This is a genomic window from Companilactobacillus sp., assembly GCF_022484265.1.
GTDB lineage: Bacteria > Bacillota > Bacilli > Lactobacillales > Lactobacillaceae > Companilactobacillus.
In genome coordinates, this window is record NZ_JAKVLR010000001.1 from 819,407 (window position 1) to 844,640 (window position 25,234).

Genomic DNA, 25,234 nt, shown 5'->3' on the forward strand with positions numbered 1-25,234 from the left:
AAAAAGTCGAATGTACTATTGAGTCTAAAAATTATTTTCCTCTTTTGTGTGTAACCAAGTTAATTACGTTGTTGATAACATCTTTTACTTTATGTGAAATGTGACTCCCTGGTTTGATTGAGCGGTCAACATTAGATAAATCAACTAATACTTCTGCACCTTTATCTGTCGCAGCCATAGCTTGGTTAACGGAAACTTTAGCTTTATTGGCTTTAAGTGAATGTTTGAAGTTGATCTTCACAAATTCTTTTGATAGGCCTTTATCAGAACTCACCGTTAGCTTCAATACGCCATTTTCAACTGTTTTACGGACAATCTTAGCACCCTTAACTGCATGAATATTTTTAACAGTATGTCCTGCTAAATCGATTTGCATGTCAACGGCCTTGATTGGATTACCTTTAAGGTTCTTCATGCCAATTTTAGCTGTTGCGCCATGACGGCTTAATTCAACTGTTTCAACATCACGGTTTTTCTTAGTCAATTCAGCTTGATTCAAGAAAGCAGACTTATCAAATACTTCTTTATTTTCCATACTTGAAACTGTTGGGACTTGAAGAGCATTCAGTGCTAAGGCTGTGATATCCGCATTGCTACCACCATGTAAACGATGACCACTGTTTACAGTTTCACCACCCACGGCAATAAAGATGTCGCTATTTGTATGATCCCATCCACCGTGGTTTTGGTGTGCTCCACCGTGATCAGCATTGGCAATCACCAGAGTATCATGACTGTGTCCAGTTGCTTCTAACTTATCCATAACTTTTTTGAAGAGCTGATCATATTGCAAATATTGGTTCCAATAATTTTCGTTGTACCAACCTTTACCGTGGCCTTGACCGTCCATATAATCACTTTGCATGTATAGCATAGAGGTATTTTGGAAGTCATCAGTACCAATGTAATCTGCAACATCATCAAATGATTTCAGTTTACCAGACACTTTAGTTGTCACTGCTGCATCTGGTTCAACGATTGAGTTAGCAATTGGTCCCCATTCAGAAAAAGCAGCTGTTTTTTGAGTTGGATTATATTGTTGTAAAATTTTGAATACAGAAGGGAATTGCGGAGTTGTTTTACCAAAGTCAGCAAAGTATTTTTGTCCCATGCTTGCATTATCACCTTTATATTCTTTTGGCAATGTATCCCATGGACGACCATGCAACATGGAAATGTAGTTTTGGGCAGAAATTGCTGGGTTCACTGAACGTGCACTTGTACTCATGGCAAACTTATTGTTGAACAAGTCCATTGTGTAAGTATTTTTACGTTTTGCAAGGATTTCTGGATCAGTTGTCCACTTTGGACCAAATCCGAATCCATGGTCATAGTACATTCCTTCAGGATTCCAAGGGTTACCACCACCATCAGTTGTCAAAACGATAACGTGCTTATAAGGTTTGATCTCTGATTTTGCAGCTACTTCAGCTTTTTTATCATCAGGTGCTAGGGCAACGTCTCCGGCACCAATAATTCCGTCACCGTTGTAATCTAAAGGATTTTGAGCTTGAATATCAACATTTAAAGCAGCACCCAACTCAATTGTTCCCTTACGTGCAGTTTGCTCAAATTTAATTTGAGTTTGACCAGATGCATCTTTCTTAGCACGTAAATTAATGTGAGCTAATCGAGTTTTTGCATAGTAGATAAAATCTTGTGGAGACATTTCAGCAGTTGTAGTAATTCTTAATCTACCATCCGCAACCTTTTCCACATTTGTTGCGTTGCCACCTAAGGTACGATCAAAATTTCATATTCAAATTTACTTGCATCATAAACTACATCAAATGATAAATTCTCTTTATCACCTAATTTCAAGGATTTTGCATGAACGTTTAAACCGTAAATTGCGCCGGATGCAATTTGTTTAGGACCTACAAATTGTGTCCCAACCTTTTGATCAACTGGTGCAGTGACAATTTGATCCTTATGAGCAGTTTCACTCAATTGTGCAACCTGATTGTCAGTTAATGTTTGTGTATACAAACGAGCTGATTTAACTTTACCAGTCATTTGAGATTGAACGTGATTGCCTGGATGAGCATCCCCACCTAAAACAAGATCCTTTGTTCTATTAGCAAACTTTAGATTTCCTGGCATTTCAACGGTATCGACAAGTTTTCCATCCAAGTATAATTTAGCATTTTTGTTTTTATCAATAACACCAACGGCGTGAATCCATTTTCCGGTCGTTAATGCATGTGATGGTTGTTTATAGCCATGTCCGTCATGGGCATAGAATATAATTTTGCCGTTTTGAACTCCAAGACCAAAACCACCACCTTCTTGACTAGAGAAGATTTCATGCTCTGATGAAGTATCCGAACCACGGTCATACTTGAAGTATGCCTCCATAGTTAGACCATTTCTCAATTTATTTTGTTGATCATCAGTTAATGTTGTGTAGTAAGCTGAATGGCCGTCAAAATTAAAGACGTCTCCTGTCATTCCTTTATCTGTTGTGATACTTGGCTTACCCGTTGGTGTCCATGTATTGCTACTCTTAATATCTGCAAACTTACCATCTTTGATGCCTAAGTCCATAAATGCTGTGGCTGCAATGTTATTTTCTTCTGCTGCTTGTTTTTCCTGTGAAGAAGAGGAAGCATTAGCGAAAGGTGCTTGAACAGTTTCGTTAGCAGCTGGTGTAACGGCCGCAATAGCTGGTGTTACAGTAGTTGCTAAAGTTACTGAACAAATTAGTAAAGTCGTTAAAATGCGAGGCTTCATGAATAGATTCACTCCATATATTCTTATTATTTTTATATTGTAGTTACATAAATATTCATATTTATGTACTCTATAATTTCAGTTTGATCTTACGATTATTAAATGATCCATTTTGAATCATCAATAACAATTTTTTTGATCGAAATTTTATCATTCTATACTTTTGTCATTTATTGGCAATTCTTGGATCTAATTATTAACTTTCCAAAATATCCAATACATGTCAAAAATTCCATAATTTCAGTAATATCAGTGTTACATCGCATACTTTCAAGGCTAGAAAGCATTAAAAATTATGTGTCTTATTCTGCAGACACGAAATTTCGGTAAATCAGTTTTATCAATTTTTCCTCCTTATTTTTTGAATAAATTAAATTTAACATCATCATTCTCATATTGAAAATTAAAGTTTTGGTAAAAAATATAAGTATTAAAAATAAGTATTTTGTTATTCATTTAAATGATTGATCGACACTTTTAGCATTTGCCCTTTTTCATAAAATGAAAGCGACTAACAAAATTCACATGTATTTGGACAAAGCTATGAAGTGTAATTATTTAGAAAAATAATATTTGTAGAATATATAAATAAATAATAATTTGAATTCTAGACAAATGGGATAAACAAACTTTTTCAGGTCTAAAAAGGATTTTTTGGTTAATATTCACAAAACGTTCAATATTTTTTAAGTTTCAAATAATAAAGCTCCAGTATTCTTTAAGTATCGAATCAATCAAAACTTAAAAGGAAGTACACACATGCGCTGGATACCATTATTATTGATCTTAAGCTTCACCCTTATCGGTGGAATCAACATTTACAAACATGAAACTCGTTTAACTCAACGAGGATTTTATTTAATTGGATTAACTTATTTGACGCTACTAGAAATAATCGTCTTCACACCAATCTCATTTGACAGTTCGACTATTTACGTGATGCCGCTTGGAATTGGTCGAGTAAATCTGACTCAACTTGATATATTCAATCTCGGATTTTTCGAAAATATTGTTTTGACTGTACCATTAGGCATGATGATCAAATGGTCCTTTGAAAAAATGTCGCTTGTCAAAATGTCAATGATAGGTCTGCTCATTGGGAGTTCAATCGAAACTATCCAGTACTACCTTTCACACGTCTTCTTGATCAACCGTTCTAGCGACATCAACGATGTACTTGCTAATGGAATCGGAATTATTGTCGGTGCAATTTTAGTATCATCATTTGCTTACCTACTCCGCAGAACCAGCCTAAAAATTCCGTTAATTGCTCGTTTAGAAAAGTAGTTCAAGAATAATTTTTTAAAAAAACTAGCTATTTGTCGTAAAAGTCTGTATTATTATCTTTTGCAGGTAGCCTACCTGTTATTCAAAAGTGGTGGTCTTGCACATTCCAAGGTTTCAATTGTAAGACTGCCCAGGGTCCCTCATCAGGAAGATGTGGGACCTTTTCTTTTACTCCGAAGTTTATTTTTACTCAAAAAATCATTAACAATTTATATATAATTGATACAAAACCAGATCATATTATTTCAATTAAATGAAATAAAACGCTTACATTAACATTTTTATGCTATAATCTATGTAAATAGTTTTTATAGGAGGAACCTATTATGAACAGCAATACAGACATTACTACTACAAACACAGGTGCACCAATGGATTCAATCACATTGGCAAACCCATTGTATTTCATCGAATCTCTTGCAGGTTCAATCTTCGGTAGAATTTTCTAGCCATTATTCTTATTAAAAAACGCAACCAAGTTGATCAATAACTTGGTTGCGTTTTTTTGATTTATTAAGAAAAATTATCGTTGTATTCGCGACAATCATCCAAAAAGACTATACTTTTTGCTAATTAATACCCTAACAGGAGGCAAATTATGATCCATTATGTCGCAAAATTTTTTGACCAATTAACTACTAAAGAACTCTGGTCGATCTACAAACTAAGAGTTGAAATATTCGTCGTCGAACAAAAATGCTACTACCAAGAAGTCGACGAAGATGACCTCAAGTCTCTGCACTTAATAGGAGTCGACGATGATGGCAATTTGGTCACATATGCACGACTTATACCTGAAAAAGATCACGTTAGAATCGGGCGCGTTGCTGCCGCCAAATCAGTTCGTGGAAATGGTGCCGGACGACAACTAGTTGCTCAAGCAATTATTTGTGCTCACGACGACTTCCCTAACGCAGATCAAATCGACATTCAAGCCCAAGCCTATTTGCAAAAATTTTATGAGTCAATGGGATTCACTGCTACCAGCGATGTTTACCTAGAGACAGAAATTCCACATTTGGACATGATTTTGGGAATAGATAACTAAAATACGAGAGCCTCATTTGGCTCTCGTATTTTTATATACTATTAACTAAACTCCAGTGTATATATCCGTGATAGTTATCTTCGTTGTTGGAACCATTCACTTTCAACAATACACCGCTGTCATTTGTCCATGTCTTTACAAGTTCAGTTGTTTGTGTTCCTTGTAAACTTTTTCTCCCATCATCTTTTATGATTTGAGGTTGATTCTCCAACGGTAAAATACTACCGTCAGGATTTTTAAAGATAATTGCACCGTTAAATTTTTTGTGTGTTTTGTCCCCTATTAGTGGATCAGCCCAAGCTTTTAATTTCCATATATTTTTCTTATCATCAGAAAGATTCAGAGGACGGCTATCAACAATATTAAGTTGCCAATTTCCTTTTCTTCCTACTAATTGATTTGATGTCTCAGGATTAATATCTTTGAACGATACAGTGTTAGTATATGTTCCAATTACTAGTGCACCAATATCAGTAACCGTATATATGATGCGTTTAACTGGTGTCTCATTTCCATTACTATCTGTAGCATACAAATAAATACTATTTTCCCCATCGTGAAAAACGCCAGGAACAGTTAGTTCATCGGATTCAGTACTACTTTGAACTTTAGGATCATAATCGGTAAATTTATCAGCACTATTTACCTTCGCATGAACAGTTATTTTTGGTGAGTTCCATCCTTGAGAAGATTCCCAAACATAATACTGAACATTCATAGATGTAGGTTTGTGTTTACTATCAATAATTGCTGCATCTCCAGTCGGTTGAACGACTTTCAAATTTAACTCTGGCTTATCAATAGTAAATCCCTGTGATTCCGCATCTTCAATCAAATATTGGCTTTTAAACCTAGAATGTTCTGGACCAACCTTTGTCGTCTGAGAAACGGGATTAACTTCTGTTACTACGGAAATTATTGCATGAGGATTATTTGGGTCATGATCTTTTAAAGCATTACTCAATTCAAAATTAAAATGATGTTGGTTCTCGTCGCACGGTACATTTGCAGAGGAACCGTCAGCATATTTAATACTGATAGACTTTGCTGTGACATTTTTAGGAATATTAATGTCTGCAACCGTGTTATTCCATGGTTTTATTCCACTAAGATATTTCAGATAGTATTTGAAAGTTAATGAATCACCCTCGGTGACTTTTTGACTATCCGAGGTAATATCTTTATTTAATGTATCATCATGAAGTTCTGTTGTAACTTCACCATTGACGAACGAAGGCACTGATTCAAAACTAATTAAATTATTTTCGAAATAAGTCCCTGTTGAACCAGTGAATCCCCATCTCAATTTGGTTTTTCCATTTAATACGAAATGATCAATGTTTATTTGGTTTGTAGCTGTTACGGGATTATTTCTCGGTGTACCATCTAAATTCTTATCATTAAATTTATATGTTAAAGTTCCTAACTTATCATCAATTTTATTATAATCAATTGTAATATGATGCCATGATGCATCTGTCAATTCTTGATTATCGCGAACATTATCTCCGTGATTCATAATAAAGTATCTTTTAAATCCACCGGTTGCTGAAAAATCACTACGATATGTTTTTGCCGAATCAGGATAAGTCATAGCTATATGCTGTGCTCCTCTCAAATCTAAATCGAAACTATTTCCCAATCCATTTATTTGTTTAGATGAAAATTGAGCATCGCGAAAAGTGTCGAATTCTAATGCATAACTTTGTTGAATAGCAGTTCCTGCAAATTGCTTAGACGTTAATTCGGTTTGCGTATCGAAGTCCGTCCCCCAAACACCTAGTGACTCACCATGTCCAAATCTTTGATCTGGCAATCCCTTGTGGAATGTGGAAATAGCAGCTGCACCTCTAGTATCATTTTGTAAAACAAAGGCCATACCGTCACCTACGTATTTGTTTTCTTTATGCTCATCAATAGCCGTAGGTCGTCCAAAATATAACCACATTGAAAGTGTTTGGTTTTTAGATATATCAATATAATTACCATCATCAATATTTCCCCAAATGGCCCCTAATTGATCTGGGCGATTGGTAACCTGTAAAATACTAGCATTACTATTTTGAAAACTATTCTTATCTATAATTTTGGCAGCATTATCTTTTTCGGTACCAAAAGTTCCCAATTGAAAAAGATTGGCGATTCCAAGTCCATCAGGCGCATTACTTAGAGCCGCTTTTAAATCTTCAGGATCTTTAGAATCTGCTGGTTTCGGATTTTCTTGCATCCCGGGCAACGAAGAATCAAAATTTGGTACAGAATCATCTTCTCGCTGGACTTTTACGGATTTTGCAACGGTTTCCTGTGCGGCATGCACTTGTTTCATCTTCGGCGCATAATAAATAACACTAACTATTGTAATAATACTTATCATTACAACATCAAACAGTATTCGCATCTTCTTTGAATGAATAAGCATATTCCCTCCGCTAGAATCATCTATATTTAAAACTTAGTAATGATTTAGATAATTTACTTACTGTGTAATAGTGTGGCAGTCACAACCGACAGTCCAAAATCATTACATCCCCATTTATTTTCACAATCATTGTATCAAAAAATGGTCAATTATTTACTATTTTTTGAATTTAATATTTTATATAAATTACATATTTATTAATCAAATTTTATAAACGTTAATCCACCAACATTTAAACAACCACACACCAATCTAATCACCCACAATTTTTTACAAATTTGACCACAAAAAAAGAGGATTTGTCCAGTAATTTGGAGAAATCCTCTTGTGAAATTTATCGTATATTATTTATAAAATGTTTCGTTAACTGCTTGAGTGATGGCAATTTTAACGTGTTGATAAGATAAACCACCTTGGACGTAGAGTGAATATGGTGGTCTGATTGGACCGTCACTTGATAGTTCGATGGTGGATCCTTCAATGAAACTTCCTGAAGCCATGATGATCTCATCTTCATAGCCATCTTGGTGACTAGGGATTGGGTCAACGAATGAATTCATTGGTGAATAGTGTTGAATAGCAGCACAGAATTTGATCATTGGTTCTGGCTTACCAAAGTTGACTGTTTGAACAATATCAGTTCTCGGTGCATCCCATTTAGGAGAGACGTTCATGCCCATTTCTTCACACAATGCGGCTGTGAAGATCATTCCTTTTAATGCTTCGCCAGTTGTATGTGGTGCCATGAAAAATCCTTGGTAGAAGTCACGGATGTAACCCCAAGTAGCACCCTCACCTTTACCGGCACCAGGAACAGTCAATCTTGATCCGGCTGCATCAATCAAATCTTTACGACCAACGATGTAAGCACCACTCTTGGCAATACCGGCACCAGCATTTTTATATAATGAACCAGCCATAATATCAGCACCGTAAAAAGTAGGTTCTTCCATTTCTGAGAATTCGCCGTAACAGTTATCGATAAAGATATTTACGTCTGGACGGATACCTTTAACAAATTTGATCATCTTAACAATTTTTTCAACCGTGAAACTATCACGAACGGCGTATCCACGTGATCTCTGAATAGCAATCACCTTGATCGACTTGTCAGACTTCAAAGTTTTTTCAGCGGAATCGTAGTCGACTGAACCGTCTTCTAATAATTCATCAGTTCTGAATTTGATACCATAATCGGTCATCGTACCTTGGTTATCGCCGGCAATTCCGATAACTTCTTGGATCGTGTCGTAAGGCGTACCTGTCAAATAATACAAAGTATCGTTTGGACGCAACATACTGAACAAAGCTGTTGAAATGGCGTGAGTACCAGATGCAAACTGTGGACGAACTAAGGCGTCGTCAGTTTTGAAGTATCCAGCGTAAATTTTTTCTAGCTTGTCACGACCAATATCATCGTAGCCGTAACCAGTTGATGGAACTAAATCTTCTTCACCGACTTGGTTTTCTCTAAATAAATTTAAAACTCGTTGTTGTGCATACAAAACTTGTTGGTCGATCTCATCGATCTTTGGTTGGATCATATCCTCAACTTTAGCAATTTTATCGCTAAGATCCTTTGGTAAATCCTGTTTCCATGACAATGCCATGAATAAATCCCCCTTGAATATTACTATTTATTTTTTAAAACTTCTGCTTGAACTGAAATTGTGCCATCCTCATTCGTATCCCAATATACTCCTTGAATCTCTGGAACAAAACCTGGGAAGCGTTCGATTGCTCCGACCAAGACTTCAAAATACTCTTGATCAATTTTTTGCCACTTTTCTCCTGGCGCCACAATAAAGACTCCTGGTGGATATGGCAAGGCACCTTCCATGGCAACTCGGCCCTCGATTTTGTCTAAGTCGACTAGCTCACTCTGATTTTTCATAAACAACCGGTCAGCTTGTTCAGGTGTCATTTGATAATTTTGCATGTTCGGCTTTGCAAAAAGTTCTTTCTGCAACCTGAACGTTTGATGTGCTTGATAGTACTCATGCATCTCCTGACACAATTGTTTCAAAGTGTATCCTGTATACCGTTTGGGATACCGTGAAGCTAACTCTGGCAAGACTTCTGCCAATGGAGTGTCATTCAAATAATAATGTTCGAACTCTAAAAATGCTGCTAATAGTTGATCTAATTCTTCCTTAGTATCGCCAGGCGTTAATAAGAATAATAACGAATTGAGATCATCTTTGGCTCGGATAATGTTGTGTTCCATCAAATATTCAGCTACGACTGGTCCAGGAATCCCTGTTTCTTCGTACTGAGAATTTTCCACATCGATACCAGGCGTTTTAACGGTGATCTTTAATGGATCAAACATAGCTTCTCCATTGGCCATTTTTGAAAAGCCATGCCATTTTTGAGTGCCGTTCATCTCCCAATACTTTGCCTGAGTGGCCAACTGATCAGTCGTTAAGTTCTCAAAATCATCAGGAATTAATGGTTTAAAAAGTTTTGATTGCTCAAGCAGCTTTTTCCGCCACTCGATACCCATCCTCAACATTTCATCCCACCATTTGATATTGCTAGGTCCTGACGTCACATAAGCGTTGACTGTCAACGATGCATAAATTGGATAAGAATAGCTTGAAGTAACAAATTTCAAATAGGCATTGTTGAAATGTTTATGATCGACATAACGTGCTTGCCCTTTTAAATGAGAATCTTTTTTCAAAATTTGTGACGTCTGGGCTAATCCAGCTTGTTGTTTGTGGAGTGATTGCGTAACTAAGATACCAGGGTCATCAGGACCGTAGTTATAACTGAGTGGCGACAAATGCTTCATGATCGGAACAAATTGTTCGAATCCGCCCCAGGCACAGTCGAATAAAATATAATCGCAAAGTTTTCCAATGCGGTCGATGATCCATTTAGCATCGTAGAAGACGCCATCGTATGTCTCAAGTTGTAAAACTGCTAATCTAAATGGACGCTTTTGTTTAGCTTTTTCAGGATCGACTTTAGCAATTTCAGCCCGGATCTTGTCTTCAGTTAAAAACTTTGGATCCATTTCGCCAATCAATCCTAAGGCATTGCGGTCAGTGGGGATATACACTGGTTTAGCTCCACTCATGACCAATGCACTATTATACAAGGACTTGTGGTTATTGCGGTCGAACAATACTAGGTCGCCTTCTGTTAGCAAGGCACTAGCACAAATCGAATTCGAACTAGTCGTTCCGTTGGTACAGAAATAAACTTTGTCGGCATTGTAGGTCTTAGCTGCCTTTTGTTCGGCTGTTAATGGTGTTCCGCCATGCGTCATCGTATCGCCTAATTGGTCAACGGTGTCACTAGTGTCGGCGAACATCAAATTTTTTCCAAAAAAGCGATTGAAGATTACTCCTGCCGGATGCTTATCGTAATATTGTCCGTTGTGATGACCCGGAGTCGTAAAGCTGATCGGACGTCTGTCAGTAAAATCGATCAGGTCAGTCAAAAATCCTGGAACGACTTTATTTTCATAATCTTTAATTTTCGCAGTTATTTCGGATTGGACAGACTTTATGTCGTCTTTTGAGTCAATTGTGATTATGGGGATACCTAACCCTGATGTTTTCTGTAGATCTTGAGCTGCCTGAATGTCAGTTTTATTTTGGTTATCGAGCACGATCGCTGCCAATGTTGCTGGATCAACGTGTTCGTTGAACGAAACAACATTCCAACCACTCGGAATGTACTGATTAGCATCATTACTGATAGCAATTTTCAGAAAATTCATGATTATCCCCCATTTATTTAATTATTTTCATAAATAACTATGCAAACAAATATTTATTCTCTACAATTGTTTTGAATTAAATTTTTATCGGGATTAGTATTAGTTATGAAAAAATATTACAGTTCTGATTATATCTATCAGTCGAGGTACTGCACAAGTGAAAATCAATAGTTCTTTACTTACCCTGAAGCCTCCTAATAAAAAATTTATTTAAGATAAATTTTTTAACTTCCGGGGGGAACCTAAATTGGAGACTTTAGAACCAAAAAAACATTATTTAAAATGGCAAGTCATAGCTTTGATCGACTTCGTTACAATCATTAGTTTTGAAAATATCTTCTATCCTTTTCAAAACCAAGGATTATCAGTTGTAATCTCATGGATCTTTCTATTATTTGCTTACGTTATTCCTTATGAACTGATCGTCAGTCAAATGAGTTTGACTTTTGATAATCAAAGCGGAGGTCTGGCATCTTGGGTACGTCGTAGTAGCAACGACACACTGGGATATTGGACTTCTTGGATGTATTGGGTACAAAGCGTTCCTTACATTGTTGATGTTTCAAACTCTGTTATCGTTTCATTTAGTTGGATGTTCTTAGGAAACAACACGCTTGATAAAAAAATGTCGACGTTCTGGTTTGGAATGTTAACATTTGCAATTATTTTAGCCTTTATTTTATTAGAAAACGTCTTTAAAAATTCGCTCGAGATCTTATCTTTGATCGGTGGTGGAGCAATGTTTATCATGTCAGTGCTCTTCGTATTGCTGGCTGGATACTCAATTGCTCACGGAACACCAATCGCTACTCAACCATTTAACTGGGGAGCCTTCATGCCGAAATTCAGTCTGAAATACTTCTCAACCACTGGACTATTGATCTTCGCCATGTCTGGTGCTGAATTAGCAGCTCCGTACATCGTTCAAATGCGCGATCCCAAGCACGAATTTCCAAAGGCTATGTGGCTGTTAGCTATCATGACCGCCTTCTTAACGATCTTTGGTACCTTAGCTCTGGCAATGTTCTTTAACGCTAACCACATACCACACGACTTTAAGATGAACGGTCCTTACTACGCCTTTAGTTTATTAGGACAAAGCTTAGGCCTTGGAAAAACCTTAATGTACATCTTTGCCGTGGTTCAAGCTATCTTCATGATGGCTCAGTTAGCCGTGTTGCTTGATGCATCTAGTCGTGTATTCGCCGGTGATGTTGCCGACAACTTCATGCCAAAATGGATGACTAAGAAAAATAAGAATGGCCGTCCAGTTCACAGTTACATGATGACTTCTGGATTGAGTCTGTTCTTACTATTGCTTACCGGAACACTTCCAAACATCAATACCATTTATAATTGGCTATTGAACATCAACGGAATCATTTCACCTTATAAGACTTGTTGGGTCTTCTTCGCCTTTGTCGCCGTTAGATGGCAACAGAAGAAATTCAAGTCAGATTATACCTTTATAAAAAACAGAACTGGTGCCTTACTAGTTGGTGGCTGGTGTCTAGCCTTCACCTTCGTCTGTGCCACTTTAGGATTCATTCCTCAAGAAGCAGAGGCTGGAACTGCTGCCTTTAATCACCAATTATTATTGAATTTTATTACCGTGATCGTATTATTCGGTTTAGGATTTATCATGCCAATGCTTAGAAAACACGAAATGAAAAATGAACCCAGTTTAGATTAACTAAAAAACTACAAATCGAATCTGTACTGAAAGACTGAAACTTTCAACAATGCAGAATAAGATTTGTAGTTTTTTTATCGAAAAATATTGGGATTTACAAAATCCGTATCAGGTACTTCGATTTGATTGATCACGTCTTGACCAGCAAAAAGCGTGCGAGTCTCAACGCCGATCTCCTTGTCATCGATGGTAATGATATCAAAATTGGTGGCATCATAGATCAAGTGATGATGTGGGTCGTCGCAATTGATGTGATAAGCCGTTGAATCAGCTGAATGCATCAAAATACCATCTTTAACAAACGAGTTTTCAAAGTGGATATGTCCCGAAAAGACCCCTAAAACGTTCGTATCTTTAATAACTTCCATTAGCTCAGTACTTTCTTGTAAAATACTGTAACGCATCTGATGGATGCCAGGACCATCAATTGGGTGATGCAAAAATAGGACCGCCGTTTTATCTAAAGCATCGCTTAAATTATCGCGTAACCAAGTTAATTGTTCTTCGCCCAAATATCCCTGTTCAAAATTATGGAATTTACTATCAAGAAAATAAAAATCGATATCAGGTTCGTGAACAGCATAATAATATTTTTCACGAGTGGGTTGTTTTAAAAATCCTTCAAAAAATTCATCCGTTTGGTCATGATTGCCCAAGATAACATTGATCGGTATTTGGAGATTATCCATTTGATGACTGAGAAGCTTCGCTAATCGCTCATAGTCAGACTTATCTCCTTCGTGGATCAAGTCGCCGGTCAATACGATCATATCAGGTTTGTCGACCATATCTCTGATAGCTGAAAAAACAGTATTCAACTTTAAATAGGGATCGATCCGTTGATGATTGGCGGACGTCTTCCCTTCAGGTGTCAAATGCGTATCACTAATTTGCAGGATTTTATATTTCATAATAGCTCCAATATGCTGCCCATCTAAACCACTCCGCAGGACAACGATGATTTAGAATCGCAAATAATTTATTGGTGAAACATAATAACCATACAAAAGTAATGTAAAGTTTCGATATTAATCATGTATATTTTCTGTAAATATTTCAAAAACTCATTTTGATATTAAGTCGAACAATTTTTTATAAAAAATATTTTGTGTTAGAATTTTAATATAATAATTCGTAAACATTACTATTTGTTTAAAAGTGTTTTCTTTAAACATTTAATGATGTATACTTACTTGCCAGGCACTATTAGGGTCAATTTATAGGAAAGAAAATAATTACGACCACTATCACCGTTTAACGGTGGTATTTTTTTTGAAGTCGTAAATAATGGGAGGCACAATGAAGAATAAGAGATCTATTTACATTTTAGTTTTCAGTAACTTTTTAATTTGTTTGGGGATTGGACTTGTCATACCTGTCACGCCATTCATTAAAAACGAATTTCACTATACTACATCAGATATGGGAGTGATGACTTCACTGTTTGCCTTAGCGCAATTCATTGCCTCCCCTATCGTTGGACGTATTTCTGACCGGATTGGTCGTAAACCAATTATCGTTGCTGGTTTACTGACTTACGCTGTATCAGAAGTGATCTTCGCATTAGCAACGTCCTTACCACTATTTAACTTGTCACGTTTGATTGGTGGTTTATCAGCAGCCATGGTTGTCCCTACTTCAATGGCTTTAGCGTCAGATCTAACAACTTTAAAAGAACGTGCAAAAGTAATTGGTTGGCTGTCAGCTGCCTTTAGTGGTGGCTTGATCTTAGGTCCTGGTATTGGTGGTATGTTAGCCAACATCAGTTACAAGACGCCATTCTGGTTCGCAGCTGGTATCGGATTGATCAGTGTGATCTTTACGCAACTACTGCTACACGATGCACCGCAAGAAGCTCTTGAAGAGGATGCAAAAAAAGAGCTTTCCAAAAAGGCAGGCTCTTATCGTTCAATCATGACGGCACCTTTGATCATCTTGTTTACAATGATCTTAGTTTCATCCTTTGGACTACAAGGATTTGAAAGTATCTATAGTATTTACGTCAACCAAGTCTTTAACTTCGGTATCGGAACGATTGCTTTAGTTTTAACATTAAATGGTATCATCTCACTGATATTGCAAGTTAGTTTATTCAACTGGCTAGTAGTTAAAATCGGTGAGATCAGATTGATCAGTTATTGTTTCTTATTAAGTGCTTTAGCAGTTGTCTGGATCTTGTTTGCACACGGACAAGTTGAAGTTATCATTGCAACATTGATCATCTTCTCATCATTTGATTTATTGAGACCAGCAATTACAACACTACTAACTAAAGCTGGCAAAGCTAATCAACAAGGTTTGATCAACGGTATGAATATGTCATTGACATCCATCGGAAATATCGTAGGACCATTGATGTCAGGTGCCTTGATGGATTGGAATCCACATTCACCATATACTGTCGTAGCAGTCATCTTGACACTATCATTTATCTTCACATTTATCGTCAGAAGATTCCCAGTCATTCCAACAGAGGACCAAGCTGAATAGATGTGCTATAATGAAAACACAATTTAAATAAAGACGCCGCCGGGCGTTACTAAATAAGCATTCTTAACAATTCCATTAGGCCAATGAAGGAATTGTTGGGGGTGTGTTTTTTTTAGTTGGAGTAGCGCAAAAGCGTGTACTCCAACTTACGCGAAGGTGCGATCTTTGCACGTCCGCGATTCCTTGCTTTTAGCAAAAAGCGAGTACTCCAACTAAAAAAAGGAGCCTTATTATGAATTGGATCTACTTATTTGTTGCTGGACTTTTCGAAGTCGTTTGGGCAACTACTATGAAGCTATCACACGGATTTTCAAAATGGGATTGGGCACTTGCCACAGTTGCCGGAATGATTGCCAGTTTCTTCTTTTTGGCAAAAGCTACTAAATCACTCCCGCTTTCGTTGGCCTACCCTATTTGGACCGGGATTGGCGCCGTTGGGTCGATCATCGTCGGCGTGATTCTCTTTGGCGATAAGATTCCCGCTATCACTTGGGTCTTTATCGTCTTATTGCTAGTCAGCATTATCGGCATCAAAATGACTGCATAAAAAAAGCTTTTACCGTCAGAATTTTCTGATTGGCAAAAGCTTTTTTTGATTAAACTAATCCTTGTGCAAGCATAGCTTTGGCAACTTTTTCAAAACCAGCAATATTGGCACCGGCTTGATAATCCTTGTCCAAACCATATTCTTTGTCAGCGTCGTCAGACATCTTGTAAATATTTTCCATGATAGCCTTCAAACGATTGTCAACATCTTCAAATGTCCATGAAAGACGTTCGCTGTTTTGACTCATTTCAAGAGCAGAAACTGCAACACCACCAGCATTAGCAGCTTTAGCAGGTCCATAGATAATATCGTTATCTTTGTAAACTGCGATAGCCTTAGTAGTACTTGGCATGTTAGCACCTTCAGCAACATACTTAGCACCATCTTTAGCAATTAATTTAGCTTGGTCTTCGTCGATTTCGTTTTGAGTTGCACATGGCAAGGCAATGTCATAATCGATATCCAAGTCCCAAACTGAACCTTCTGTATAAGTAGCAGAACTGATCTTGTCAGCGTATTCCTTGATACGTCCACGTTCTACTTCCTTGATTTGTTTAACTGTTTCAACGTCGATTCCGTTTGGATCATAAACATAACCATTTGAATCAGAAGCTGTAACCACTTTAGCGCCATTTTCTTGTGCTTTTTGAATTGCATAAATCGCAACGTTTCCGGCACCAGAGATCTTGATAGTCTTACCTTTCAATGAATCCCCTTGGCCCTTGATCAAGGCGTCTAAGTAGTAGATCAAACCAAAACCAGTAGCTTCAGTTCTAGCTAGAGAACCGCCGTATTCCAAACCTTTACCAGTTAGAATACCGTTTTGTGAACCGTTCAAACGTTTGTATTGACCGTACAAGTATCCAATTTCACGGCCACCAACACCAATATCACCAGCAGGAACATCCAAATCTGGACCGATGTGTTTTTGAAGTTCAGTCATAAAGCTTTGGCAAAAGCGCATAACTTCTGAATCTGACTTACCTTTTGGATCGAAGTCAGAACCACCTTTGCCACCGCCGATTGGCAATCCTGTCAAACTATTTTTCAAGATTTGCTCAAATCCTAAGAATTTAACGATACTTAAGTTAACGCTAGGGTGTAAACGTAAACCACCCTTGTAAGGTCCGATAGCTGAATTAAATTGAACACGGAAACCACGATTTACATGATAATTTCCTTCATCGTCTTGCCATGGAACACGGAATTGAATTGCGCGTTCTGGTTCAACTAATGAACCTAAAATATTAGCCTTGATATATTCTGGATGCTTTTTTAAAACAGGTTTTAGAGTATCTAACACTGTAAATGCAGCCTCTTGAAATTCTGGTTGATTAGGATCTCTGTGAGTAATTGTTTCCTTTAGATCTTTAATATAAGCTTCAACGTCTGCCATAAAAATACCTACCTTTTTTAAATAAGAGTTCATCCAATATTTAACGTTTAGTAATTAAATAAATAGATTGGTATCATTATAGCACTTTATTAAAATATGTGACTTTATATTAAAAATAAACTAATGTTAGTTTAAATTGACACTGTGTCACTTTTTATTTATCATGTGATTAATGACAAGGCGTCAACAAGGAGAAAAGCTATGGTATCAACAACATTTATTGATTTGAATTCTGATAAAAAGAATAAGATCACTTCCGCAATCTTAAAAGAATTTTCTACACATTCCCTTTCAGATGCAAAAGTTTCTCGGATCGTAGCAGATTCTGGAATTGCTCGAGGAGCGTTTTACAAATATTTTGAAGATCTAAATGATGCCTATAGTTATATTTACCACTTGGCGATTCAAGATATCCACGCTGATTTTAAACATGAACCTGGTATCCACTACCCGACAGAAAAGTATGTCGATGAAGTGACTAGCTTCGTCAATCAAGTTCACAGCAGCCAATATTTTGATCTGACCAAAATGCATATCACTACCAACGAGGCTCTTGTTGAGCATCAACAAAGACAACAGATCGAACAAGTCTTGCTTCAAGCACATGTTGACCCTGTCACATGGGGTATTGCGACCTTAACCCACGAAACTATAAAACTAGTTTTGCTATATCCAGAATCGCAAGATTTTCTATTAAAAAGATATTCTGATGCAATTGAAAAGTTGAATATCCAGGAGGACGACTAATGTATTTAGCGTTGAAAGAAATCAAACATGAAAAATTACGTTATGGTTTGATCATTGCCATGATCGTCTTGATCAGTTATTTGATTTTCGTCTTAACCAGCTTGGCCTTAGGCCTAGCCGACGAAAATACTCAAGCTATCGATTCTTGGGATGCAGAAAGCATTGTCTTGAATAAAGATTCAAATATTAGTTTAGGTCAATCACTGATCACTAACGAACAAAACGACCAAATGAAATTGACTAATAAGGATGCCTACTTAGGTCAAGCTTCCGTTGTTGCAAAATCGACTGGCCATGAACAATTATCGGCTCAGTATCTCGGTATCCAAAAGAATCAATTTATCGACAAAAGTTTAAAGCTCTCGGCTGGTCACAAACCAACTAATGACCGTGAAGTCGTAGCTGATACGCAGTTTCAACAAAGTGGCTATAAACTTGGCGATACGGTCAAACTGAATTCACTATCAGGCAAATATAAAATTGTCGGCTTTACGAAAAATGCCAAGTTAAACGTGGCCCCAGTACTTTACGGAACGCTCAATGGTTGGCAAACCATCAAAAACATTGGTCCTAACTTCAAAGCCAGTGCCATCGTTTCAAAAAATAATTCTACTAAAGTTGGCGACACAAATTTGAAGAGTTACTCAATGTCGACCTTCATCAATAAACTACCAGGATATTCAGCACAAAACTCAACCTTTACCTTCATGATCGCCTTTTTAATGATCATTTCATTGATCGTTATCGCTGTCTTCCTATATATCCTAACTATCCAAAAGATCCCTAATTACGCCGTCTTACGTGCCCAAGGTATTCCTGCTAAAGTGCTGATCAATACCACGATCGGTCAATCGATCATTCTAGTTATCGGAGGATTAGCAATTGGTTCGATCTTCACGATCTTGACTGCGGTCGGAATCCCAACTAGCGTGCCAATGAACTTTAATCTGCCACTACTATCCTTAGTGGCTCTGGGCTTAGTAGTAACTAGTATTCTCGGTGCAATCATCCCTGTTAGAACCATCCTAAAAGTAGATCCTGTTTCAGTTATCGGAGGCTAAATTATGGCAACTATTGAACTATCAAATATTAATAAAATTTTTGGAAGCGGCTTGAGTCGAGTCCAAGTATTGAACGATGTTAACTTCAAAGCTAATAAGGGCGAACTAGTCTTAGTTCTAGGACCATCCGGCTCAGGAAAAAGTACTTTTTTGACCATCGCCGGTGGTTTGCAAACTCCAACCTCTGGAGACGTAAAATTAAATAATGAAGAAATCGATTCATTATCGAAAAAAGCGATGGAAAAACTTCGTCTAAATCAAATTGGCTTTGTCCTTCAGGCATACAATCTAATTCCCTACTTAACTGTCAAAGAGCAGTTTTCACTAGTTGACAAAGTTAAACGCCAAGGCAACCTCAACCAAGCAGATTTGGATGAGTTGCTCGATTTATTAGAGATCAAAGATACGTTGAATAAATATCCTTCTGAATTATCAGGTGGCCAAAATCAACGTGTGGCAATTGCTAGAGCACTCTACACAGATCCTGAGATCATTCTTGCTGATGAGCCAACTGCTTCTCTTGATACTGACCGTGTCAATGATGTTGGTGAACTTCTGCAGACTTTAGCAAAGAAAAGAAATAAAGCCGTCGTTGTCGTGACCCATGACTTGAGATTGGAAAATTACGCCGATCGTATTTACAAGATCATGGATGGTAAAATGACCGAACAGCTTCCAGTAAGTCCGAAATAATTCGGGCTTTTTTTTGAATTAATAGTGGACAAAGTCCATTAAAGGAATATAATGGACATCGTCCACTAATTTATTTCAAGGAGGTACCCATGCTATCCATTAAACAAATCTCGTTGATTCGTTCTTTTAATCGTGAATATACAACTACTTTAGGCTTGTTGAATCGAGATGTTTTTGACACGACTTTGAGTTTCCCAGAATCACGAGTCCTGTTGCAAATTTCTGAATCTAAGCAGATCACTCCTAAAGAAATCTCGAATCGCCTTGATCTTGATGCGAGTTACGCCAGCCGCTTGATCAAAAAACTAGATAAATTGGGATACTTGATCATTACTCAATCCCCAATTGACGCTCGTTCAAAAATCATCGAACTTTCTAAAATCGGTAAATCGACCGTGGAAGAATTAGACGAAGACTCGAATGTCCAAATTCAGAATTTGATCAGCAACTTAGACGAGTCTCAACAAAAGGATCTTTACCAATCATTTAAAACTATCAACACACTTTTATTTAAGAAAGAGGAACACTAATATGTGGCAAGTAAAACAATTTTCGGAACTATCCACCGAAGAGCTTTTTCAAATATATCAATTACGTTCAGCTGTTTTTGTAGTCGAACAAGACCGTCTCTATCAAGATGTCGACGTTCATGACAAGGAATGTCTTCACCTGATGAATGTTGAAAATAATCAACTAGTTTCCTATGCACGTATTTTTATGGAGGGAGATCACTTGACCTTTGGTCGCGTAGTGATTGCTAAAGACCACCGAGGAATCGGCATGGGTTCAGAATTGGTCAAACAGATCCTCAAGACTATCAAGAAATATTATCCCGATGAAAAAGTCGAGATCCACGCTGAAGACTATGTTCAGCATTTTTATGAAAAATTCGGTTTCAAACGTATCGGAGACATTATTTCTTTCAATAATTCGCCACACGTCAAAATGGTGCTGCAATAAATTCCTAGATGAGAATGACTCACCTGGTTTGATTATTTCAATAATCATTCTAAATGATTTGATATCCATTAATTCCTAATCTAAACGTATTTATAGCACTTTCATTTTTCTAGATTGTAATCATTATTAAATAATAATTACTATTATCTATTGAATTTTCACAAATTTGATTTATGATTAAGATATACATTTGAAAGGAGCTTGTTTATGTTTATTAATAAAGAAATACCTGACTTTAATGTTAAAGGTTACCAAAATGGTGAGATCAAAGATTACACAAAGAATGACTTATTAGGTAAATGGTCAATCATCTTCTTCTACCCCGCTGACTTTTCATTCGTTTGCCCAACTGAATTGAGCGAACTTCAAGATGATTACGAAGACTTCAAGAAGAACAATGCTGAAGTATACTCAGTTTCTGTCGACAGTGAATTTTCACATAAGGCTTGGGCTGATGCTACTGATACTATCGGTAAGATCGAATACCCAATGCTTTCAGACCAAACACATCAACTATCGAACTTCTTCGACTTGTTAGATTCAGAAAGCGGTCAAGCATATCGTGGCGTATTCATCGTCAACCCAGAAGGTGTTATCAAGTCATACACTATCAATGCTATGGGTATTGGTAGAAATGCCGATGAAATTTTAAGAACATTGCAAGCTGCTCAATTCGTTGCTGAAAACGGCGACAACGTTTGCCCTGCTAACTGGCATCCAGGGGAAAAGACAATCAAGCCATCAACTAATCTTGTTGGTAAAATCTAAAAATATTTTTTCGACGTTGATGATAATTCATCGACGTCTTTTTTTGTGCAATGTTAAACTTAGGTCAGTATTAAAAAGAAAGTTGGTTCAATATGCAAATTCGACATAAAAATTATATTCCAGATAATATTGAAGTTCGTGGTGCGAATGCCAACAATCTAAAAAACTTAGATATTGACATCCCTTTAAATTCATTCGTGGCAATCACTGGCGTCTCAGGTTCCGGTAAATCTTCATTAGCCATGGATACGATCTATTCCGAGGGAGCTCGAAAGTATCTCAATGCCCTCTCGACCTATACCAGAAGACGAATCGCACAAGTGGGTCGCTCCGATGTTAAGGAAATCAAAAACTTACCATCAACGATTGCTTTAAGACAACGTCCCACCGTCCCTGGCATGCGTTCAACAGTCGGAACAATGACTGAAAGTCTTAATATTTTACGATTGATGTTCTCGCGTTTGAGTTCAGTCGTTTGTCCAAACGGACACCGACTCGACCCAACGCTCAAAATTTCTGAAGTCATGGACTTACCCACTTCTGACGAACAAATGGGAGAATTGACCTGTCCTGTTTGTGGCGCAAAGTTTATGGCCTTTAGTGCTGAAGACTTCGCATTTAACTCAGATGGAGCTTGTCCAACTTGTGAGGGTACTGGAACGTTGAAACAGTTGGAACAATCAAAGATCATCCCGGACGAAAATCTTTCAATTGAAGAAGGAGCCATCCGTTCTTGGGGGTTGCCAGGACGTTCCATGCAGCAGCCTATCGCTCGTGAATTAGGAGTCAGAACTGACGTCCCATTTAAGGACTTGACTGACAAGGAAAAAGACATTTTGCTGCACGGTAAAGGGGTTAAAAGAAAGATCACTTTGCCAACCTCAACAGGTAAAGCTTTTACCCTCAACGCTCTTTATGAGAATGCTTTTGATGCTGTCCGACACAGTCTTGAATCAACTAAAAATGAAAACACATTGACTCGTTTGGGCAGATTTTACACTGTTAAAACTTGTCCTACTTGTGGAGGGAGTCGTTTCAATCCAAAATTGTTTACTAATCATTTAGTTGATAAAAATATTGCTGAAGTCTGCGAATTCACTGTTAGCGAGCTACAAGATTTTTGTCAAAAGATCATGGATTGGCTGCCTGATGAAATGCAAAAATTAGGTAAAAATTTGACCACCGAATTGCTCGACCTATTATCGCCAATCGATGATTTGGGTCTGAACTATTTGTCTCTTACTAGAGCTGGAAATACATTGTCGACTGGTGAGCTGCAACGTATTCAATTAGCTAGAACGATCAGAAACCAAATGACCGGAGTATTGTACGTTCTTGATGAACCCAGTGTCGGCTTACATGCAGCAAATGTTGCCGGCTTGATCAAAATCCTCAAAGAGTTAGTACGACTGGGGAATTCTTTGATCGTAGTTGATCACGATACCAGTATCATTGCTGCAGCTGATTACGTGATCGAGATTGGACCTGACTCAGGTGCTGATGGTGGTCGAGTTATCACTCAAGGAACTGTCGATCAGATTAAATCCCAACCTAGTTCGATTATTGAACCTTATTTGACCGGTCAAGCTGACATCATCAAACATCCACAGCGACAAGAAATTTTTAAAAAAGGCGAGATCAGCGTTGATATCTCGGATCGATTCAACATTCATAACATGCATGCTAAATTTGCCAAAGAACGATTGAATCTAGTAACAGGAATGTCTGGTTCTGGTAAAACCACACTGATTTTTGATAGTTTGATTCCAGCATTAGATCATGTCATCAAGCACGATTCGATGCCAGATTATGTCTCAAACGTTGAAGCTGGAGATGTTAAAAATATCGTCACAGTCGACTCAGTCCCAATCGGTAAAAACGTGCGCTCAACTGTGGCCACTTACAGCAAAGTACTAGACGAAGTTAGAAAACTTTTTGCCAAAACGGACGCTGCTAAAAATAAACATTTCACTGCTTCGAATTTTTCATACAATAATAAAGAAGGTGCTTGCCCTAATTGTGGAGGTACCGGCGTTATCACGTTAGATATCCAGTATTTGCCAGATATGGTCGAAACATGCCCAGTCTGCCATGGGAATCGTTATAAGAAAGAAATCCTAGACATTACTTGGCACGGGAAAAATTTAGCCGAGATATTAAATATGTCAGTCAAAGAGGCAACCGGATTTTTTGAAGACGATACCCGGATCCACAACATCTTAGAAGTGATCGACAATATTGGATTAAGCTATTTGAAACTTGGCGAAAGCACACCTACCCTTTCTGGAGGCGAGGCTCAACGTTTGAAATTAGTCACCTATATGAAACGTAGTCAGAAAAACACGCTATTTATTTTTGACGAACCAAGTGTCGGATTACATCCCAAAGACGTTTCTGTTTTGATCGACGTAATGGACCAATTATTGAAGCATCGTGCAACTGTCATCGTGATCGAACACGACTTAGACTTGATTGCTAATGCAGACTATATCAACGATCTTGGTCCCGAAGGTGGGATCAATGGTGGAAAAATAGTTGCTACTGGTACGCCAAAAGATATTTGTTACAATAAAGAAAGCGTTACCGGCAAATATCTCAAAGAACATCTTGAGTTGTTTAATTTGCTGTAAATCTAAGTTTTGGGGGAAATACCATGAAAAAAAGTTTACAAGCTACCGTTGCTGCAATAGCAATCGCTATTTTTAGTTTGGGGATCTCAGCAACGCCAGCCTCTGCAGCACCAAAAGTTAAAAACATGGTCTCGATTGAAAAAGAGATCAAGAAAGCATCGCCCAAGAATCCAATTATTTTTTCACATCGTGGCAGTCCTTACAACAGTCCAGAGCATAGTTTTGCTGGCTATGACCACGCTATTAAAGATGGCAGTCACTTTATCGAACAAGACGTTTGGCTCAGTAAAGATGGCAAATTATACGTGACTCACGATGACAATTTGAAACGAACTACCGGTAAAGACATCAATGTTTCAAAATCTACTTCTAGCGAGTTAAATAAAGTCAAGCTTAGAAATGGCGAACCTTTGCATCAATTAAAGGACGTTTTCGCCCACTATAAGAAAAATGTTCACTACATTATCGAAGCTAAAAAAAATGACGGCGACAACACCGACACTGAAAAAGCATTGGCAACGCAATTAGATAATTCTAAGATGAACAAAAACGTCATCATTCAAGATACCGACGTTAACGGAATTGAGTTGTTGCACAGCTTCAAGAATCAAAAGAATGTCCCATATCTTTGGTTAATGGAAGCATCTGGCGAGAATGAATACTTATCAATGATCCAAGGTGCTCCAAAGTACATCAAATTCTTGTCAATGGACGCCGAACAAGCAACGCCAAAATTGATGAAGGCTATCAACAAACGCGGTATGCTATCGGACCTATGGACCATCCAAACATACAACGACAATTACAACGCCATCAAGGTAAATAAGACCGATAGTCTATTCACTAACAATACAAAAGAAACAAAAGCATTGATAAAAGACTGGAAATAAAAAGAGCGTAAAAAAACAAGTTTTGAGGCAAGAACATAAGACAAGCCAATACGGAGTCGGTCCGTAAGACCGAAGGAGTGTTGGATTGGCTTATGTGCACTGCCTCATTGTTTTTTTACGCGTTTATACCCGATTTGAA

At 37.6% G+C, this 25,234-nt stretch carries 21 protein-coding genes; 14 read left to right on the forward strand and 7 right to left on the reverse strand.

The window, feature by feature from the left end; translation table 11 throughout:
- Positions 1-31: 31 nt before the first annotated feature.
- Both LKF16_RS04180 and LKF16_RS04185 read right to left on the reverse strand, forming a co-directional pair.
- Positions 32-1,717 carry an alkaline phosphatase family protein gene (locus LKF16_RS04180; protein WP_291468925.1) on the reverse strand — a complete coding sequence of 562 codons (1,686 nt, stop codon included), beginning with the start codon at positions 1,715-1,717 and terminating at the stop codon, positions 32-34.
- A gap of 17 nt (positions 1,718-1,734) precedes the next feature.
- Complete coding sequence (locus LKF16_RS04185) at positions 1,735-2,733, reverse strand: LamG domain-containing protein (protein ID WP_291468927.1); 999 nt, start codon at positions 2,731-2,733, stop codon at positions 1,735-1,737.
- 759 nt (positions 2,734-3,492) lie between these two features.
- On the opposite strand from LKF16_RS04185, the gene LKF16_RS04190 reads away from it, so the two are divergent.
- The 3 genes from LKF16_RS04190 (at position 3,493) to LKF16_RS04200 (ending at position 5,068) form a co-directional block, all read left to right on the forward strand.
- Positions 3,493-4,020 (forward strand): VanZ family protein, encoded by a 528-nt coding sequence (locus tag LKF16_RS04190; RefSeq protein WP_291468929.1) that lies wholly within the window; start codon positions 3,493-3,495, stop codon positions 4,018-4,020.
- A 326-nt stretch (positions 4,021-4,346) separates the two neighbouring features.
- Positions 4,347-4,469: a hypothetical protein gene (locus tag LKF16_RS04195; protein WP_291468931.1), complete on the forward strand. Its 123-nt coding sequence runs from the start codon at positions 4,347-4,349 to the stop codon at positions 4,467-4,469.
- 149 nt (positions 4,470-4,618) lie between these two features.
- Positions 4,619-5,068 (forward strand): GNAT family N-acetyltransferase, encoded by a 450-nt coding sequence (locus LKF16_RS04200; RefSeq protein WP_291468932.1) that lies wholly within the window; start codon positions 4,619-4,621, stop codon positions 5,066-5,068.
- 31 nt (positions 5,069-5,099) lie between these two features.
- Here the strand turns inward: LKF16_RS04200 and LKF16_RS04205 are convergent, their stop codons facing one another.
- From LKF16_RS04205 to LKF16_RS04215, 3 genes are all read right to left on the reverse strand, one after another.
- Positions 5,100-7,487 carry a lectin-like domain-containing protein gene (locus LKF16_RS04205; RefSeq protein ID WP_291468934.1) on the reverse strand — a complete coding sequence of 796 codons (2,388 nt, stop codon included), beginning with the start codon at positions 7,485-7,487 and terminating at the stop codon, positions 5,100-5,102.
- Between the two features lie 344 nt (positions 7,488-7,831).
- Entirely contained in the window at positions 7,832-9,097 is a 1,266-nt protein-coding gene (locus LKF16_RS04210; RefSeq protein WP_291468936.1) for a methionine gamma-lyase family protein, read from the reverse strand.
- A 23-nt stretch (positions 9,098-9,120) separates the two neighbouring features.
- On the reverse strand, positions 9,121-11,220 hold the full coding sequence (locus LKF16_RS04215; protein ID WP_291468938.1) for a putative ornithine decarboxylase: 2,100 nt from the start codon (positions 11,218-11,220) through the stop codon (positions 9,121-9,123).
- Between the two features lie 247 nt (positions 11,221-11,467).
- On the opposite strand from LKF16_RS04215, the gene LKF16_RS04220 reads away from it, so the two are divergent.
- Positions 11,468-12,913: an APC family permease gene (locus tag LKF16_RS04220; protein ID WP_291468940.1), complete on the forward strand. Its 1,446-nt coding sequence runs from the start codon at positions 11,468-11,470 to the stop codon at positions 12,911-12,913.
- 74 nt (positions 12,914-12,987) lie between these two features.
- Here the strand turns inward: LKF16_RS04220 and LKF16_RS04225 are convergent, their stop codons facing one another.
- Positions 12,988-13,824, reverse strand: coding sequence for a metallophosphoesterase family protein (locus tag LKF16_RS04225; RefSeq protein ID WP_291468942.1), 837 nt, complete (start codon positions 13,822-13,824; stop codon positions 12,988-12,990).
- A 388-nt stretch (positions 13,825-14,212) separates the two neighbouring features.
- Between LKF16_RS04225 and LKF16_RS04230 the strand changes: the two genes are divergently transcribed.
- A complete protein-coding gene (locus LKF16_RS04230; protein WP_291468944.1) occupies positions 14,213-15,403 on the forward strand; it encodes an MFS transporter in 1,191 nt (396 codons plus the stop codon).
- Between the two features lie 232 nt (positions 15,404-15,635).
- Positions 15,636-15,950 carry a DMT family transporter gene (locus LKF16_RS04235; protein ID WP_291468946.1) on the forward strand — a complete coding sequence of 105 codons (315 nt, stop codon included), beginning with the start codon at positions 15,636-15,638 and terminating at the stop codon, positions 15,948-15,950.
- 49 nt (positions 15,951-15,999) lie between these two features.
- Here LKF16_RS04235 and gdhA read toward each other — a convergent pair whose 3' ends face one another.
- The gene (gene gdhA / locus LKF16_RS04240) at positions 16,000-17,346 is read right to left on the reverse strand and encodes an NADP-specific glutamate dehydrogenase (RefSeq protein WP_291468948.1); all 1,347 of its coding nucleotides are present in this window, start codon (positions 17,344-17,346) and stop codon (positions 16,000-16,002) included.
- A 201-nt stretch (positions 17,347-17,547) separates the two neighbouring features.
- Here gdhA and LKF16_RS04245 point away from each other — a divergent pair, with 201 nt between their 5' ends.
- The 8 genes from LKF16_RS04245 to LKF16_RS04280 all read left to right on the forward strand — a co-directional run bounded on the left by LKF16_RS04245 (position 17,548) and on the right by LKF16_RS04280 (position 25,095).
- Complete coding sequence (locus tag LKF16_RS04245; RefSeq protein ID WP_291468950.1) at positions 17,548-18,093, forward strand: TetR/AcrR family transcriptional regulator; 546 nt, start codon at positions 17,548-17,550, stop codon at positions 18,091-18,093.
- The gene (locus LKF16_RS04250; protein ID WP_291468951.1) at positions 18,093-19,154 is read left to right on the forward strand and encodes an ABC transporter permease; all 1,062 of its coding nucleotides are present in this window, start codon (positions 18,093-18,095) and stop codon (positions 19,152-19,154) included. The genes LKF16_RS04245 and LKF16_RS04250 overlap by 1 nt, the downstream gene beginning before the upstream one ends.
- Before the next feature lie 3 nt (positions 19,155-19,157).
- Entirely contained in the window at positions 19,158-19,847 is a 690-nt protein-coding gene (locus tag LKF16_RS04255; protein WP_291468953.1) for an ABC transporter ATP-binding protein, read from the forward strand.
- A gap of 89 nt (positions 19,848-19,936) precedes the next feature.
- A complete protein-coding gene (locus LKF16_RS04260) occupies positions 19,937-20,377 on the forward strand; it encodes a MarR family winged helix-turn-helix transcriptional regulator (protein ID WP_291468955.1) in 441 nt (146 codons plus the stop codon).
- A 1-nt stretch (position 20,378) separates the two neighbouring features.
- Complete coding sequence (locus LKF16_RS04265) at positions 20,379-20,807, forward strand: GNAT family N-acetyltransferase (RefSeq protein ID WP_291468957.1); 429 nt, start codon at positions 20,379-20,381, stop codon at positions 20,805-20,807.
- Between the two features lie 207 nt (positions 20,808-21,014).
- Entirely contained in the window at positions 21,015-21,575 is a 561-nt protein-coding gene (locus LKF16_RS04270) for a peroxiredoxin (RefSeq protein ID WP_291468960.1), read from the forward strand.
- Between the two features lie 92 nt (positions 21,576-21,667).
- Positions 21,668-24,205, forward strand: a complete 2,538-nt coding sequence (locus LKF16_RS04275) for an excinuclease ABC subunit UvrA (RefSeq protein ID WP_291468962.1) — start codon at positions 21,668-21,670, stop codon at positions 24,203-24,205.
- Between the two features lie 23 nt (positions 24,206-24,228).
- The gene (locus LKF16_RS04280) at positions 24,229-25,095 is read left to right on the forward strand and encodes a glycerophosphodiester phosphodiesterase (RefSeq protein ID WP_291468964.1); all 867 of its coding nucleotides are present in this window, start codon (positions 24,229-24,231) and stop codon (positions 25,093-25,095) included.
- Positions 25,096-25,234: the final 139 nt, after the last annotated feature.